Annotated in this window: 12 protein-coding genes and 1 tRNA gene; 4 read left to right on the top strand and 9 right to left on the bottom strand. The window is 73.0% G+C overall.

Features of this window, described 5'->3' with window-relative positions; genetic code table 11:
* Positions 1-53: 53 nt before the first annotated feature.
* Entirely contained in the window at positions 54-884 is an 831-nt protein-coding gene (locus ACFYYN_RS11790) for an N-formylglutamate amidohydrolase (protein WP_500545601.1), read from the top strand.
* Here the strand turns inward: ACFYYN_RS11790 and ACFYYN_RS11785 are convergent.
* The 6 genes from ACFYYN_RS11785 to rpsA all read right to left on the bottom strand — a co-directional run bounded on the left by ACFYYN_RS11785 (position 877) and on the right by rpsA (position 8,826).
* Positions 877-3,981, bottom strand: coding sequence for an alpha-N-acetylglucosaminidase (locus tag ACFYYN_RS11785; protein WP_500545722.1), 3,105 nt, complete (start codon positions 3,979-3,981; stop codon positions 877-879). The genes ACFYYN_RS11790 and ACFYYN_RS11785 overlap by 8 nt on opposite strands.
* Positions 3,982-4,128: 147 nt before the next feature.
* Positions 4,129-4,497 carry a tetratricopeptide repeat protein gene (locus tag ACFYYN_RS11780; RefSeq protein WP_500327202.1) on the bottom strand — a complete coding sequence of 123 codons (369 nt, stop codon included), beginning with the start codon at positions 4,495-4,497 and terminating at the stop codon, positions 4,129-4,131.
* Between the two features lie 92 nt (positions 4,498-4,589).
* Complete coding sequence (locus tag ACFYYN_RS11775) at positions 4,590-5,534, bottom strand: slipin family protein (protein ID WP_500327201.1); 945 nt, start codon at positions 5,532-5,534, stop codon at positions 4,590-4,592.
* Between the two features lie 68 nt (positions 5,535-5,602).
* A complete protein-coding gene (coaE, locus tag ACFYYN_RS11770) occupies positions 5,603-6,205 on the bottom strand; it encodes a dephospho-CoA kinase (protein ID WP_500545600.1) in 603 nt (200 codons plus the stop codon).
* Positions 6,206-6,246: 41 nt separating this feature from the next.
* The gene (locus tag ACFYYN_RS11765) at positions 6,247-7,182 is read right to left on the bottom strand and encodes a PAC2 family protein (RefSeq protein WP_500545599.1); all 936 of its coding nucleotides are present in this window, start codon (positions 7,180-7,182) and stop codon (positions 6,247-6,249) included.
* Positions 7,183-7,329: 147 nt separating this feature from the next.
* Positions 7,330-8,826 carry a 30S ribosomal protein S1 gene (gene rpsA / locus ACFYYN_RS11760; RefSeq protein ID WP_499511262.1) on the bottom strand — a complete coding sequence of 499 codons (1,497 nt, stop codon included), beginning with the start codon at positions 8,824-8,826 and terminating at the stop codon, positions 7,330-7,332.
* A gap of 303 nt (positions 8,827-9,129) precedes the next feature.
* On the opposite strand from rpsA, the gene ACFYYN_RS11755 reads away from it, so the two are divergent.
* Together ACFYYN_RS11755 and hrpB are read left to right on the top strand one after the other, a co-directional pair.
* Positions 9,130-9,963 carry a class I SAM-dependent methyltransferase gene (locus ACFYYN_RS11755; RefSeq protein ID WP_500545597.1) on the top strand — a complete coding sequence of 278 codons (834 nt, stop codon included), beginning with the start codon at positions 9,130-9,132 and terminating at the stop codon, positions 9,961-9,963.
* Positions 9,867-12,515, top strand: coding sequence for an ATP-dependent helicase HrpB (hrpB, locus tag ACFYYN_RS11750; protein ID WP_500545596.1), 2,649 nt, complete (start codon positions 9,867-9,869; stop codon positions 12,513-12,515). The genes ACFYYN_RS11755 and hrpB overlap by 97 nt, the downstream gene beginning before the upstream one ends.
* Here the strand turns inward: hrpB and ACFYYN_RS11745 are convergent.
* A complete protein-coding gene (locus ACFYYN_RS11745; RefSeq protein ID WP_500545595.1) occupies positions 12,484-13,221 on the bottom strand; it encodes a helix-turn-helix domain-containing protein in 738 nt (245 codons plus the stop codon). The two genes, hrpB and ACFYYN_RS11745, sit on opposite strands and share 32 nt — an antisense overlap.
* Positions 13,222-13,332: 111 nt before the next feature.
* Positions 13,333-13,405 (bottom strand) — tRNA-Leu (locus ACFYYN_RS11740).
* A 99-nt stretch (positions 13,406-13,504) separates the two neighbouring features.
* Between ACFYYN_RS11740 and ACFYYN_RS11735 the strand changes: the two genes are divergently transcribed.
* A complete protein-coding gene (locus tag ACFYYN_RS11735) occupies positions 13,505-14,131 on the top strand; it encodes an ANTAR domain-containing response regulator (protein WP_499511266.1) in 627 nt (208 codons plus the stop codon).
* 18 nt (positions 14,132-14,149) lie between these two features.
* Here ACFYYN_RS11735 and ACFYYN_RS11730 read toward each other — a convergent pair whose 3' ends face one another.
* Positions 14,150-14,737 carry a hypothetical protein gene (locus ACFYYN_RS11730; protein ID WP_500545594.1) on the bottom strand — a complete coding sequence of 196 codons (588 nt, stop codon included), beginning with the start codon at positions 14,735-14,737 and terminating at the stop codon, positions 14,150-14,152.
* Positions 14,738-14,791 lie beyond the last annotated feature (54 nt).

The following is a 14,791-nucleotide window of genomic DNA, read 5'->3' as shown; positions in this document are numbered from 1 at the left end:
CCGCCGTGCTGGACGGCAGGTCACACCGGCGGGGGCCGGGGAGGGGTGGAGAAATGGACAAATCGACTTTCCGCATCACCGAGGGCGCGCCGGACTCGCCGGTGCTCCTCCACGTCCCGCACAGCGCCCGCGCCGTGCCCGGGCACGTCCGTGAGCGCATCCTCCTGGACGACGCCGGACTGGCGGCCGAGCTCGACCACATGACGGACTCGTACACCGACCTGATCGCGGCGCGCGCCGCCGGACGGACGGGGGCGTGGCGGTTCACCAACCGGCTGTCGCGGCTGGTCGTCGACCCCGAGCGGTTCCCGGACGAGCGGGAGGAGATGCGGGCCGTCGGCATGGGCGCCGTCTACACCCGCACTTCGCACGGGGCGCCACTGCGCGAGCCCGACCCCCGGCACGAACGGGCCCTGCTGGACGCCTACTTCGAGCCGTACGCGGCCGCCATGACGGCGGCCGTGCAGGACCGGCTGGAGGCCACCGGGCGGGCGGTCGTCATCGACGTGCACTCCTACCCCGGCGCGCCGCTCCCCTACGAGCTGCACGGCGACGGGCCCCGGCCCGCCGTCTGCCTGGGCACGGACGCCTTCCACACCCCGGCCTGGCTGCTGGACGCCGCCCGCGAGGCCTTCGCGCCGTGCGGCGAGGTCGGTCTCGACTCGCCGTTCGCCGGCACCTATGTGCCGTTGAAGCACTACGGCGAGGTCCGCGAGGTCTCGGCGCTGATGGTCGAGATCCGCAGGGACGGGTACATGAGCGAGCCCGGTGGTGCCCCCGGCGAGGGACTGGACCGGTTCGGTGACGCCCTGGCCGCCCTCGTCGCCGCCGTGGGCACGGGCGGCGCAACCGGCGGTGGCAGCGGAACCGGCGGCCTCAGGTGACGCGGAAGCCCGTGAACTCCACCAGGCCGTGGTCGCCCGTGCCACCGTTCCCCGCGGTCATGAAGAGCCCCACGTCCTGGGTCCGGGCCGCCGCCGGAACGGTCACGGTCGCGACTTTCCGCCACGTCGTCCCGTCGTCGGTGCTGCACTCCCCCGTGTAAGCGCGGCCCCTGCGGCGCAGCCTCAACAGCAGCGGGGCCCGCACACCGGCGAGCCGCCGGTAGCGGTTCAGCCGGCCGTCGCCGTCGGAGTCGTACGACAGCGTCACCCCGTGCCCGGGGCTCACCGCCAGGTTCAGGAAGCCCGGGGCGGCCGGGTCGTCGAGGTCGTCGCGGACGACGATGCCGGCCCGCGCCCATGCGGCGGTCTCGGCCTGGCTGTCGACCCGGGTGGTGACCGTCCCGCCGTCGCGCAGCGCGCCGGGCCGCAGGACCGCCGCGAACTCGGCCGTGCCCTTCCACAGGTCGCGCCCGGCGCCGTCGATGGCGAAGCGGTCGCCGAGCTGCCCGAACACGGCTCCGGTGCCGTTGACGGTCCGGTACGCACGGTCGAGCGGGCCCGCGACGTACAGGTCCCCCGTGGCGACCGCGGGCACCCGCGCGCCGCCGGGTACCGGCTCGTACGCGGCCCGCGCCTCGTACCGCAGCGGCGACAGCGGCCGCCTGGGGCGGGCCTCGGGCGCGGTGACGTGCCAGGTCGCACGGCCGGTGCCGCCGGCCGCCACTCGCGGTAGCGACAGCGCCCCGCGCGGTGCGGCCCGCACCCCGTCCGTGGTCAGGGAGAAGCCGACCGTGCCGGTGGGGGCGAGCCCGTTGGTGTTGGCGAACTCCGCGGTGACCACGGCCCGGCCGCCCGGCACCAGCGTCACCGGGTCCGCGGTCACGGTCAGCGTGCCCTGGTAGGGGGCCGCGGCAAGGATCTCGTAGGCCCGCCGGGCGAGCGTGTGCGCGTCGCCGGTGGGCCGGGTGGGGTAGCGCCTGGCGCGCTTCGTCCAGGGCTCCTCGGCGCGGTACCAGTCGACGGCCCGCGGGGTGCGGCGGGTGGTGAGGGCCGCCGCGCACTCGTCCAGGAAGGTCCGCCAGCGCGGCAGGTAGAAGTCCGCGACCAGCCCGTTCCAGTCACGGTTGGCGTACTCGTGCAGCGACACCGACGTCGCGCGCCCGCCCCAGGTGGTGGTCAGCACCCGGGCGGTGCGCTCGAGTTCGGCGCGCTGCGCGTCCGCCCCGCCCCAGGCCCGGGCCTCCGCGAGCCAGGGGCCGAGCAGGAAGGCCCGGTGGCCGCCCGCGACCTCGTCGGCCAGCCGCATCAGCCGCAGCCACAGCTCGGACAGCTGGTGGAAGACCGCCGCGTCGCGGCGCGCGAACGCTGCGCGCAGTTGCGGCAGGAGCTGCCGGCTGCGGTTGGCGACCGCCTGCCGGGCGACGTCGGTCAGGTCGTAGCGGTAGGCGTCGCGGCCGCGTGCCCCTGCGGACACCGCCAGCAGCGCGGCGAACGCCGCGTCGAAGGCGGCGGGATCGTAGGTGAGGGCGTTCGGCGCGTACACGCTGCTGGAGTCGGCTGTCAGTGAGGGACGGGCGGTGAAGAGGCTGTCGTGGGCGTCGGCGCGCTCCAGCGCGTCGTGCCGGTAGGCGGTGCGGCGCAGCGCCTGCCATGCGACGCGTGCCTGGCCGTCCTCGGTGCCGTAACGGGTCCGCGCGTAGGTGTCGAACCAGGTCGGCAGGTCCACCCGCTGCTCGTGCCAGGGCAGTTCGCAGAACAGCTCGAAGGCGGCCGGGTCGCGCTCGGCGGCCTCCGGGAGGTAGCAGGTGCCGGCCAGGGCGCTGCCGGGCTTGTCCCGCCAGCTGAAGAAGCGGTCCGCCCACACGTGGGTCTTGGCGCCGATCGTCGTCCGGCCGCCGAAGTTGGGGATGGAGCCGAAGGCGTACGGGGTGCCCGCCCAGTCCCGCTCGCGGTCGGTGACCGAGGCGAACCGGTCGGAGACGCCGTCCACGACGAGCGTCCGCTCCTTGTCGACCGCTTCCAGCAGGTCGGCCCGCGGGTTCTTCTCCCAGCCGAGGATCACCCAGGTGGCGCGGGGGTGCGCCGCGCGCAGCGCCGCCTGGACGGCGCGGGCGGCCGCGGCCACGGGGACCCCGCCCGCGGTGCCGCCCTCGTGGAGCAGGTCCATCTTGAAGTACGCGGCCTCGCCGAACAGCTGCTTCTGGTGGCGGTAGAAGGAGGCGGCCACCGCGGCGAATGCGCCGGTGCGCGGGTCGAGCCAGTCAGGGCGGGCGAAGCCGTGCCAGGTGCCCTGCGGGACGACGTGCGCCCCGGCGTTGCGGCCGGCGAAGCCGTCCGGGACGGTGCCGAAGTAGCCCGGCAGCACGGGGGCCATGCCCAGTTCGCGCAGCCGCGCGGTGATCCTGCGGCCCAGCGCCGCGCGGGCGTCGACGATGCCCGCGGTCAACGGGCCGCCGTACCCGGAGAGGTTCTGCAGCAGCCACCACGGCTGGTGGGACGGGGCCGGCAGCCAGGCCAGGGCCTCCTTGTCGGAGTAGCCGAACTCGCGCAGCACGCGCCGGTACACGGCCTCCGCCCCGGCCACCACCAGCACCTCGTTGCAGCCGTGCAGTGCCAGGACGTCGATGAAGCGCTCCCAGCGCGACCAGTCGGCGTAGGGGGCGGTGTAACCGTCGTTGGTGTCGTTGAGCACGAAGCGGTGCGGCACGGTGGCGCGGCGGGCGATGCCGCCCGGGGGCGGCGCCGGGAGCGTCGCGGGCAGGGCGTCCAGGCTGTCGCCCACCCAGGAGACGCCCACACCGCACACGTGCTTGAGGTACCAGCGCACGCCGCACAGCAGTGTGGCCGGGGACGTACCGGCCACCTCGATACGGCCCCGCGCACCCGCGATCCGGAAGCGGTCGGACCGTTCGCCGTCCTTGCCGCCGTTCCCCCGGTCCTGCGCGACCAACCGGAACTGCCCCGCGTGCCGTGGCAGCAGGCGGCCCAGCGCGGCGCGTGCGGGAGCGATGTCGAAGGCGGCGGCCGTGGTCGCGCCCGCCGCGCCCGTCTCGAACACCGCACCCGTCGCGGTCGCGGCGGCGGAACCCAGCAGCATCCGCCTGGTCACTCGAGTCACGGCCGGCTCCCGACAGTTGAGGCTGCGTCAGAACGCGTGCCCCGGAACGGTAACGGGAGTGACGATACGGATCAATGTGACGCGAGGGGTGTTCGCCGTAAAAGCGGACGAACTACCCACCCTGGCTCACGCCGGACCGGGGAACCGGGCCGCCTGCAGGTAGTCGGGCTTGGGGTCGAGCGCCGCCGCCAGCCGGAAGTGCCGCAGCGCCTCGTCGGAGCGGCCGGAACGCTCCAGGGTGCGGCCGAGCGCGAAGTGCGCGTACGCGTTGTCCGGCTCGCGCTCCAGGACGACCTGGAACTCCAGCTCGGCCGGGCGCAGCTGCGCGGACAGGAAGAAGGCCCGCGCGCGCAGCAGCCGCGCCGCGGTGTTCTCCGGGTGGGCGGCGATGACCGAGTCCAGCAGCTTCACCGCCCCACGGGCGTCGCGGACCGCCAGCAGCTGCTCGGCCGCACGGAAGTCGATGACGTGGTTCTCGGGGCTCTGCTCGGGCACAGCCGCCTCCTTCCCCGGGCGCTCAACAGCTCACAACTACCCAACATCACCATCCGCATATGCATTCCCCGGCGGAACACCCCGGTGGTCGCTCAGGCCTCCTCGTCGGCCGGGCGCCGTTCCGCCGGCACCGTGGGCCCCGCCGGGTCCTTCGGCGCCTCCAGGGCCGCCGGCGCCGCGCCGCCGACCTCGGCGACGGGCCGCGGCGGCTCCACAGCCGCGGCGGGGTCAGGTGCCGGGGCAGGAACAGGGGCCGGCTCGGCGGCCGGACGTTCGCCTCCCGACGCCCGCTCGAAGAAGCGCAGCATCTCCACCGGGAACGGCATGACCAGCGTCGAGTTCTTCTCCGCGGCCACCTCCACGACCGTCTGCAGCAGGCGCAGCTGCATCGCCGCCGGCGTGCCATCCATCGCGGCCGCGGCCTGCGCGAGCTTCTGCGAGGCCTGCAGTTCGCCGTCGGCAGTGATGATGCGCGCCCGGCGCTCGCGGTCTGCCTCGGCCTGCCGCGCCATCGACCGCTTCATCGACTCCGGCAGGGCCACGTCCTTGATCTCCACGCGGTCGATGTGGATGCCCCACCCGACGGCAGGCGTGGCCAGCATCAGCTCCAGGCCCTCGTTCATCGCCTCGCGCCCCGACAGCAGGTCGTCCAGCTCGCTCTTGCCGATCACCGAGCGCAGCGAGGTCTGGGCCACCTGCAACATCGCGAACTGGTAGTTCTGCACGTCCACCGTGGCCTTGACCGGGTCGATGACCCGGAAGTACAGCACGGCGTCCACCCGGACCGAAACGTTGTCGCGGGTGATGCCCTCCTGCGAGGGCACCGGCATGGTCACCACCTGCATGTTGACCTTGGTCATCCGGTCCGCCAGCGGCACCAGCAGGCGCGGCCCGGGCTGCTTGGCCTGCGGCCGCACCCGCCCGAAGCGGTAGACCACGCCCCGCTCGTACTGCTTGATCACCCGGAAACTGCTCTTGAGACCACCCAGTCCCAGCACCACGACGGCGATCCCGATCGCTGCCGACACGGCTTCCATCCCAGCCCCCTCTGTCCGCGGTGGAGCGACGCTACTGCTCCACAGACGTCCACGGAGAGGATTCCGGATCAGCTCTTGACGATCTTTTGACGCAACTGCTCCCACACCTGCCGGACCTGGGGCTCCAGCGCCTCCAGCGGCCCGTCGTTGTCGATCACGACGTCGGCGACCGCCAGCCGCTGTTCCCGGGTGGCCTGGGCCGCCATCCGGGCCCGGGCGTCCTCCTCGGCCATGCCGCGCAGCCGCACCAGCCGGTCCAGCTGGGTCTCCGGTGCGGCGTCCACCACCACGACCACGTCGTACAGCGGTGCCAGGGCGTTCTCCGCCAGCAGCGGCACGTCGTGCACGACGACCGCGTCCGGGCCGGCCGCCTGCTCCAGCGCCGCCGAACGGTCCCGGACCAGGGGGTGGACGATGGCGTTCAGCGCCCGCAGCCGCTCGGGATCGGAGAAGACGATCGCGCCCAGCTTCGGCCGGTCCAGGGCGCCGCCGGCGGCCAGCACCCCCTCGCCGAACTCGGCGACCACCGCCGCCAGCCCGGGCGTGCCCGGCTCCACCACCTCGCGCGCGATCCGGTCGGCGTCGACCAGCACCGCCCCGTACGAGGCCAGCAGCCGCGACACCTCGCTCTTGCCCGCACCGATCCCGCCCGTCAACCCCACTTTGAGCATGGCGCGAGACTACCGGTGCCCCCGCACACCCACGATCCGGGTCAGGAGCCGTCGTCCTCACGGTCGGCCAGGAAGCGCTCGAACTCCGCCGCAAGGTCGTCCGCCGACGGCAGCTCGACCGGCTCGGCGATCAGGTTCTGCCGGCTGCCGCCGCCCGCCAGCGCGTCGTACTGGTTCTCCAGGCCCTGCACCACCGCGACCAGCTCCGCGTCACCGTCGGCGACCTGCCGGTCGATCTCGGCGCGCACCGTGTGCGCCTCCATCCGCAGCGCGTGCGCCACCTGCGGAAGCACCAGTCCGGTGGCGGCCGTCAGCGTCTCCACCACCGTCAGCGCGGAGTCCGGGTAACCCGAACGCGCCAGGTAGTGGGGCACGTGCGCGGCCAGGCCCAGCACATCACGGCCCGCCTCCGCCAGCCGGAACTCGACCAGCGACTCCGCGCTGCCCGGCACCTGCGCCTCGTCGAACCAGCTGCGGTGCCCCGGCACCAGGTCCAGCCTGTTGCCGTGCGGCGTCAGCCCCACCGGGCGGGTGTGCGGCACGCCCATGGGGATGCCGTGGAAGTTGATCGCCAGCCGTACCCCCAGCCGCTCCACGATCTGCACCACCGCGGCGGCGAAACGCTCCCACTCGATGTCCGGCTCCTGGCCCGACAGCAGCAGGAACGGGCTGCCCGTACTGTCACGGACCAGCCGCAACGCGATCTCCGGCGCGTCGTACGCCGTCCAGCGGTCCCGCTTAAAGGTCATCAGCGGACGGCGCGCGCGGTAGTCCACCAGGCGGTCCGCGTCGAAACGCGCCACCACCTGGTGCTCCTGCCGCTCCAGCAGCTCCTCGACGACCTGCCCGCCGGTCTCCCCGGCGTCGATGTACCCGTCGAAGTGGTACAGCAGCACGGGTCCGGTCTCACCGAACGCCTCGTCGACCGCCTCTGCCCCGCCCGGCTCGTATGCGTACAGCCCCTGCGGATCCAGCACTGCGCACCCTTCCCTCGGTCTTCCCAACTCTCGGTGCAACGGACCGCACAGCCCGCGCATTCCCACCCGGACCCGGCAACGCGGAAGGACCCGCCCTCCAACAGGAGAGCGGGTCCTTCCGTGGTGCGTGGGCGATACGCCCTGCGATCAGCTCTGGCCGCCGGCCAGCTTCTCGCGGAGCGCGGCCAGCGCCTCGTCCGAGGCGAGCGCGCCGGACTGGTCGCCGGACTCCGAGGAGTACGAGCCACCGGTCGGGCCGGCCGGAGCCGCCTCGCCGGCCGCGGCCGCAGCCTCGGCGTCGGCCTCGCGGGACTTGATGACCTGGGCCTGGTGCTGCTCGAAGCGGGACTGCGCCTCGGCGTACTGGTGCTCCCACGCCTCGCGCTGGGTCTCGTAGCCCTCGAGCCAGTCGTTGGCCTCGGGGTCGAAGCCCTCGGGGTAGATGTAGTTGCCCTGGTCGTCGTAGGACGCGGCCATGCCGTACAGGGTCGGGTCGAACTCGACCGAGGCCGGGTCGGCACCGAAGGACTCGTTGGCCTGCTTCAGCGAGAGGCTGATGCGACGGCGCTCGAGGTCGATGTCGATGACCTTGACGAAGATCTCGTCGTTGACCTGGACGACCTGCTCCGGGATCTCCACGTGGCGCTCGGCCAGCTCGGAGATGTGGACCAGACCCTCGATGCCCTCGTCCACGCGGACGAACGCACCGAACGGCACCAGCTTCGTGACCTTGCCGGGCACGACCTGGCCGATCTGGTGGGTGCGGGCGAACTGCTGCCACGGGTCTTCCTGGGTCGCCTTCAGCGACAGGGAGACACGCTCGCGGTCCATGTCGACGTCCAGGACCTCGACCGTGACCTCCTGGCCGACCTCGACGACCTCGGAGGGGTGGTCGATGTGCTTCCAGGACAGCTCCGACACGTGCACCAGGCCGTCCACGCCACCCAGGTCCACGAAGGCACCGAAGTTGACGATGGAGGAGACGACGCCGGAGCGCACCTGACCCTTCTGGAGGGTGGTGAGGAAGGTCTGACGGACCTCGCTCTGGGTCTGCTCCAGCCAGGCACGGCGGGACAGGACCACGTTGTTGCGGTTCTTGTCCAGCTCGATGATCTTGGCCTCGAGCTCCTTGCCGACGTACGGCTGGAGGTCGCGGACACGGCGCATCTCGACCAGCGAGGCGGGGAGGAAGCCACGGAGGCCGATGTCGAGGATGAGACCACCCTTGACGACCTCGATGACGGTACCGGTGACGATCCCGTCCTCTTCCTTGATCTTCTCGATCGTGCCCCAGGCACGCTCGTACTGAGCGCGCTTCTTGGACAGGATGAGACGGCCCTCCTTGTCCTCCTTCTGGAGGACCAGGGCCTCGATCTCGTCGCCCACGGCGACGACCTCGTTGGGGTCGACGTCGTGCTTGATCGAAAGCTCGCGCGAGGGGATGACACCCTCGGTCTTGTAACCGATGTCGAGCAGGACCTCGTCCCGGTCGACCTTCACGATGACGCCGTCGACGATGTCGCCGTCGTTGAAGTACTTGATCGTCTCGTCGATCGCGGCGAGGAAGGCTTCCTCGGAACCGATGTCGTTGACCGCCACCTGCGGGGTGGTACGAGGGGCCTGGGCCTCGGTGCTGCTCGTCATTAGGAAAAGGGCTCCGGTACGGACATGAAGTCGTAGGTACTGCTACGCCGTAAGCCCGTTTCGCTCCTGCCGATTCCGGACAGCCCAGAGGCCGAGAGGTTTACAACAGATGTGAGCGCAGCCTGCTCCGTCCGAGGCGCGCAGGCTCGCAGCGCAACTTGTAGCATACGGGGGCAGCCGGGCACGGTCAATGCACGAAGAGCGCACCACGGGCGTAACACCCCGTACCGGGCACTGGCACATAGACGTGTTGCGGCGGCACCGCAGCCACAGGTCACCACAGAGGGTACGACGACCAGCGCAATGATCCAAGCACCGGCCCCCCGGCCCTTCCCCGAAGAACCCGAGGCCACGCGCCGTGTCGCAGGCGCCACGGAGAGCAGCCGAGCCAACCGCGGATGGTGGGACCGTAACGCCGACGAGTACCAGAACGACCACGGAGAGTTCCTCGGCGACGGAGATTTCGTCTGGGGCCCGGAAGGAGCAACCGAGGACGAGCTCCACCTCCTCGGACCCGCCGCCGGACTGAAGGGCGCGTCCGTCCTGGAGATCGGCGCCGGCGCCGCCCAGTGCTCCCGCTGGCTCGCCGCGCACGGCGCCCGGCCCGTCGCCCTCGACCTCTCCCACCGCCAGCTCCAGCACGCCCGCCGCATCGACGACGGCCACAGCCCCTTCCCCCTCGTCCAGGCCGACGCCGGCGCCCTCCCCTTCGCCGACGCCTCCTTCGACCACGCCTGCTCCGCCTACGGCGCCCTCCCCTTCATCGCCGACACCGCCCACGTCATGCGCGAGGTCCGGCGCGTCCTGCGCCCCGGCGGCCGCTGGGTCTTCTCCGTCACCCACCCCATCCGCTGGGCCTTCCCCGACGAACCCGGCCCCGACGGACTCACCGCCTCCGCCTCCTACTTCGACCGCACCCCCTACGTCGAACAGGACGAGAGCGGACACGCCGTCTACGTCGAACACCACCGCACCCTCGGCGACCGCGTCCGCGAACTCGCCGCCGCCGGCTTCCACCTCGTCGACCTCGTCGAACCCGAATGGCCCGCCTGGAACACCGCCGAATGGGGCGGCTGGTCCCCGCTGCGCGGCCGGATCGTCCCCGGCACCGCGATCTTCGTCTGCGTCGCCCCGTGACCACCCCCCGCCCCGCGGGCCTGCGGCAGGACGCCCTCGCCGCCCTCCCGGTGCGCACCGCCCTGCCCGCCCTCCACGAGGCCCTCGACAGCCACGGCTGCGCCGTCCTGGCCGCCCCGCCCGGCACCGGCAAGACCACCCTCGTCCCGCTCGCCCTCGCCGGGCTCCTCGACGACGGCCGCCCCACCCGGACCGTCGTCGTCGCAGAACCACGCCGCATGGCCGCCAAGGCCGCCGCCCGCCGCATGTCCTGGCTCCTCGGCGAGGAGACCGGCGGCCGCGTCGGACACACCGTGCGCGGCGACCGCAAGGTCTCCCCCGGCACCGTCGTCGAGGTCGTCACCACCGGCGTCCTCCTCCAGCGGCTCCAGCGCGACCAGGAACTCCCCGGCACCACCACCGTCCTCCTCGACGAGTGCCACGAACGCCACCTCGACGCCGACACCGCCATGGCCTTCCTGCTCGACGTGCGCGCCGCCCTCCGCCCCGACCTGCGCATCGTCGCCGCCTCCGCCACCACCGACGCCGAGGCCTGGTCCCGGCTGCTCGGCGACGCACCCGTCGTCCACGCCGAAGGCCGCCTCCACCCGGTCACCGTCACCCACGCACCCCCGCCGCACGGCATACGGCCGCCGCACGGCATGCGCGTCGACCCCGCCTTCCTCGACCACGTCGCCGCCACCGTCCGCACCGCGCTGCGCACCACCGACGGCGACGTCCTCTGCTTCCTCCCCGGCACCGGCGAGATCGCCCGCGTCGCCGGGATGCTCGGCGACGCCGGCGCCGACGTCCTGCAACTCCACGGCCAGGCACCCGCCGCCGTCCAGGACGCCGTGCTCCGCGGCGGCAACGGCACCCGGCGCCGCGTCGTCCTCTCCACCTCCGTCGCCGAATCCAGCCTCACCGTCCCCGGCGTACGCGTCGTCGTCGACTCCGGCCTCGCCCGCGAACCCCGCACCGACCACGCCCGCGGACTCGGCTCCCTCACCACCGTCCGGGCCTCCCTCGCCACCGCCGCCCAGCGCGCCGGACGCGCCGGACGCGAAGCCCCCGGCACCGCCTACCGCTGCTGGAACGAGGCCGAGGACACCGCCCGGCCCCGCTTCCCCTCCCCCGAGATCGCCGTCGCCGACCTCACCCCCTTCGCCCTCCAGGCCGCCGCGTGGGGCGACCCCCACGCCACCGGGCTCGCCCTCCTCGACCCGCCCCCGCCCGGCGCCCTCGCCGCCGCCCACGACGTCCTCACCGCCATCGGAGCCCTCCGCCCCGACGGCCGCACCACCGACCGCGGCGACCGCATGGCCCGCATCGGCCTCCACCCCCGCCTCGCCCGCGCCCTCCTCGACGGCGCCCCCCGCACCGGCACCCGCCGCGCCGCCGACATCGTCGCCCTCCTGTCCGAACAGCCCCCGCGCGAACGCGGCGACGACCTCGCCGCCGCCTGGCGCACCACCCGCCGCGCCCACGACGCCCACGCCGACCGCTGGCGCCGCGAGGCCCGCCGCCTCGCCGCCGCGGCCCCCGACCACCCCGCCACCGCGCTCACCGACGACACCGCCGCCGGCCTCCTCACCGCACTCGCCTTCCCCGAGCGCGTCGCCCGCCGCCGCGGGGGCAACGATTCCGGCTACCTCATGGCCTCCGGCACCGCCGCCGGCCTCGCCGACGGCACCCGCCTCGGCACCCCCCGGTGGCTCGCCGTCGCCGTCGCCGACCGCCCCGCCGGCTCCCCCGCCGCCCGCGTACGCCTCGCCGCCGTCATCGACGAGGACACCGCCCGCACCGCCGCCGCGCCCCTGCTCACCGAGACCGACGAGGTCACCTGGGCCGACGGCGACGTCACCGCCCACCACGCCGCCCGCCTCGGCGCGATCACCCTCACCACCCGGCCGCTGACCGACCCCGACCCCGCACAGCTGCACACCGCGCTCCTCGACGGCCTCCGCCGCGAAGGACCCCGACTGCTGAGGTGGACCCGCGACGCCGACACCCTGCGCCGGCGCCTCGCCTTCCTCCACCGCGAGATCGGCGCCCCCTGGCCCGACGTCACCGACGAGGCCCTGCTCTCCCGCGCAGACGACTGGCTCGCCCCCGAACTCGCCACCGCCCGCCGCCGCGCCGACCTCGCCCGCATCGACGCCGCCACCGCCCTGGGCCGCCTCCTGCCCTGGGCCACCGGCGACGCCGCCCGCCTCGACGAACTCGCCCCGGAACGCCTGGAGATCCCCTCCGGCTCCAAGGTCCGCGTCTCCTACGACGACGACCGCCCCGTCCTCGCCGCCAAGCTCCAGGAGCTCTTCGGCTGGACCGACACCCCCCGCATCGCCGGCGGCCGCGTCCCCCTCCTGGTCCACCTGCTCTCCCCCGCGGGACGCCCCGCCGCCGTCACCGCCGACCTCGCCTCCTTCTGGCGCGACGGCTACCGCGCGGTGCGCGCGGAACTCCGCGGCCGCTACCCCAAGCACCCCTGGCCCGAGGACCCCACCACGGCGGTCGCCACCCGGCACACCAACGCCCGCCTCAATACTTCGGGCCGACGAACCGGTCCATGAGCGCGACGGCCTCCCGGCGGGCGACGGAGATGTTGCAGGCGTTGGCCTGCCTCCAGGCGACGCCGAGGGCGTCGAGCGTGTCGGTGCACAGGCGCCGGATGTCGTCGGACCTGTTGGTGAAGAAGTAGCGCGGGTACTCGTAGCTCCTGGTCCCGCCGGCCACGGTCCGTGTGGTCCGGTTGACGACCCGGCTCCCGTCGGAATGGATGAGCCCGCGCAGGAAGTCCCAGGGCCGTTCGTCGACGACGGCCTGCTGCCAGGGCTCCAGCGCGATGCGGCGCTCGTGCTTCCTGCCGGGTCCGTGCTGGGGGAAGAGGCAGGGCCAGTGATCGCTGTAGGACGTGACCATGGTGCAGCCCTGGGTGTGGACGCGGCACACGGAGTTCCCGGGCCGGACGGACCTCATGGCCTGCTCGCACGCGTCGATCAGTCCGGGCCAGGCGTCGCCGCAGGCGATGCGCAGGGCGTGGCCGCCGCGCGGCTGGGCGCTGATGCAGCCGTCGCCGAGGTAGAGGCCGAGCAGGTAGGCGTAGTCGGGGCCGGATGCGCTGCCGGTGCAGTCGGTGCTGCTTCGCCTGGGTTCGATGCGGGTGCGCCAGTCACGGATGGCGGAACGGGACACACCGGTCATCCGGCTCACGGAGTTCAGGCTCCGGCCCTCGGCGAGGAGCGCGAGGGCCCGGCGGCGGGTTTCCAGGTCGTACATGTGAACGACTTTGGCGTGATTCCCGCCACGCGTGACCGGAAATCCAGTGCCGCTCACTCGACTCAGTGAAGATCACCCTGAGTGATAAACGCCTTGAATTTGAAGGTGGAGTACCCCGGGTGGGATTCGAACCCACGCTATATGGTGTTTGAGACCATTGCCTCTACCGCTGGGCTACCGGGGCTTCCTTTGAAGCGAAGGCTAGCGTATACCCTCCGTGTCCTAAACATACCGGAGATAGGTAGGCTCTTGGGGCAGCACCTGCCCTGGAACGAGGAGTCCCGTGAGCGCCGCCGAGCCCGTTGACGAGCAGTCGCACGTACCGCCGCTGACCACCCGTGTGGTGATCGCCGAGGACGAGGCTCTGATCAGGCTCGACCTGAAAGAGATGCTCGAGGAGGAGGGCTACTCCGTCGTCGGTGAGGCGGGTGACGGCGAGACGGCCGTGAAGCTCGCCGAGGAGCTGCGGCCGGACCTGGTGATCCTGGACGTGAAGATGCCCGTGCTGGACGGGATCTCGGCCGCGGAGCGGATCGCCAAGGAGAAGATCGCGCCGGTGCTGATGCTGACCGCGTTCTCGCAGCGCGAGCTGGTGGAGCGGGCCCGGGACGCGGGCGCCATGGCGTACCTGGTCAAGCCGTTCAGCAAGAGCGACGTCGTCCCGGCGATCGAGATGGCCGTGTCGCGGTTCACGGAGCTGCGGGCGCTGGAGGCGGAGGTCGCGGACCTGAGCCTGCGGCTGGAGACGCGGAAGCTGGTGGACCGGGCGAAGAGCGTCCTGCAGACGAAGTACGGGCTGACGGAGCCGGCCGCGTTCCGGTGGATCCAGAAGACGTCGATGGACCGTCGCATGACGATGCAGGCGGTGGCGCAGGCCGTGCTGGACGAGGTGGACGGCGCCGCCAAGTAGCGTCGGCCGCGGACCGGGTCAGGCCGCGTGGTCGGGCCAGTCGCGCTGTGGCAGGGGGATGTCCGCCGTGGGCATCCCTTTGTCGTTGGTGACGGCGAGGTGGTCGACGGCGGCGTCGCGGGGGATGTCGAACCACAGGTCGTAGGTGGCGCTGTCGTGGGCGCCGATGTCGATCGTGAGGGGCTGGCGCTTGATCTGCATGGCCTCCCAGTCCATGGTGTGCCGGCTGCCGTCGGTGAGGACGAGCCGGTGGAGGTCGTTGTCGAGGCGCGCGCTGACGGCGTCGTCGACGGTGACGGTGACGCGGATGCGGCAGAGGCGGCCTTCGGCGGGGTGTTCGGCGTGGGTGCCGACGATGACGGCGATGCCGCACCGCAGGGCGAGGGCGCGGAATTCGAGGTTCCCCGCGTGGACGGCCGGTGCGTCGAGGGGGATTTCGAGCTGACGGAGGGGTTGGCCGGTCCGGGGTGGGGAAGAGGTGGGCCATGTCGCGGCGGCGGCGAGGGCCGCTACCGTGGCTCCGGCGAGCGCTCCGGCCAGGGCCGTCAGGGCGGGCCGGCGGGCCAACCGCCGCACAAGGCCGCCAAATCGGACCTTTGACTCCATCTCTCCCCCAGGGGTCGTCCGGTTACCGGTAAGGACCGTTCTGTTTCCGGCACA

The organism is Streptomyces sp. NPDC001902, from assembly GCF_042891295.1.
Lineage (GTDB): Bacteria > Actinomycetota > Actinomycetes > Streptomycetales > Streptomycetaceae > Actinacidiphila.
The sequence above is the reverse complement of the archived record's forward strand: the minus strand, read 5'-3'. Positions and strand labels throughout refer to the sequence as shown.

Coding starts and splice junctions, on each gene's coding strand:
- ACFYYN_RS11790 (WP_500545601.1), top strand. CDS start 54: ATGGACAAATCGACTTTCCGCATCACCGAGGGCGCGCCGGACTCGCCG.
- ACFYYN_RS11785 (WP_500545722.1), bottom strand. CDS start 3,981: ATGCTGCTGGGTTCCGCCGCCGCGACCGCGACGGGTGCGGTGTTCGAG.
- ACFYYN_RS11775 (WP_500327201.1), bottom strand. CDS start 5,534: ATGGAAGCCGTGTCGGCAGCGATCGGGATCGCCGTCGTGGTGCTGGGA.
- coaE (WP_500545600.1), bottom strand. CDS start 6,205: ATGCTCAAAGTGGGGTTGACGGGCGGGATCGGTGCGGGCAAGAGCGAG.
- rpsA (WP_499511262.1), bottom strand. CDS start 8,826: ATGACGAGCAGCACCGAGGCCCAGGCCCCTCGTACCACCCCGCAGGTG.
- ACFYYN_RS11755 (WP_500545597.1), top strand. CDS start 9,130: ATGATCCAAGCACCGGCCCCCCGGCCCTTCCCCGAAGAACCCGAGGCC.
- hrpB (WP_500545596.1), top strand. CDS start 9,867: ATGGCCCGCCTGGAACACCGCCGAATGGGGCGGCTGGTCCCCGCTGCG.
- ACFYYN_RS11745 (WP_500545595.1), bottom strand. CDS start 13,221: ATGTACGACCTGGAAACCCGCCGCCGGGCCCTCGCGCTCCTCGCCGAG.
- ACFYYN_RS11730 (WP_500545594.1), bottom strand. CDS start 14,737: ATGGAGTCAAAGGTCCGATTTGGCGGCCTTGTGCGGCGGTTGGCCCGC.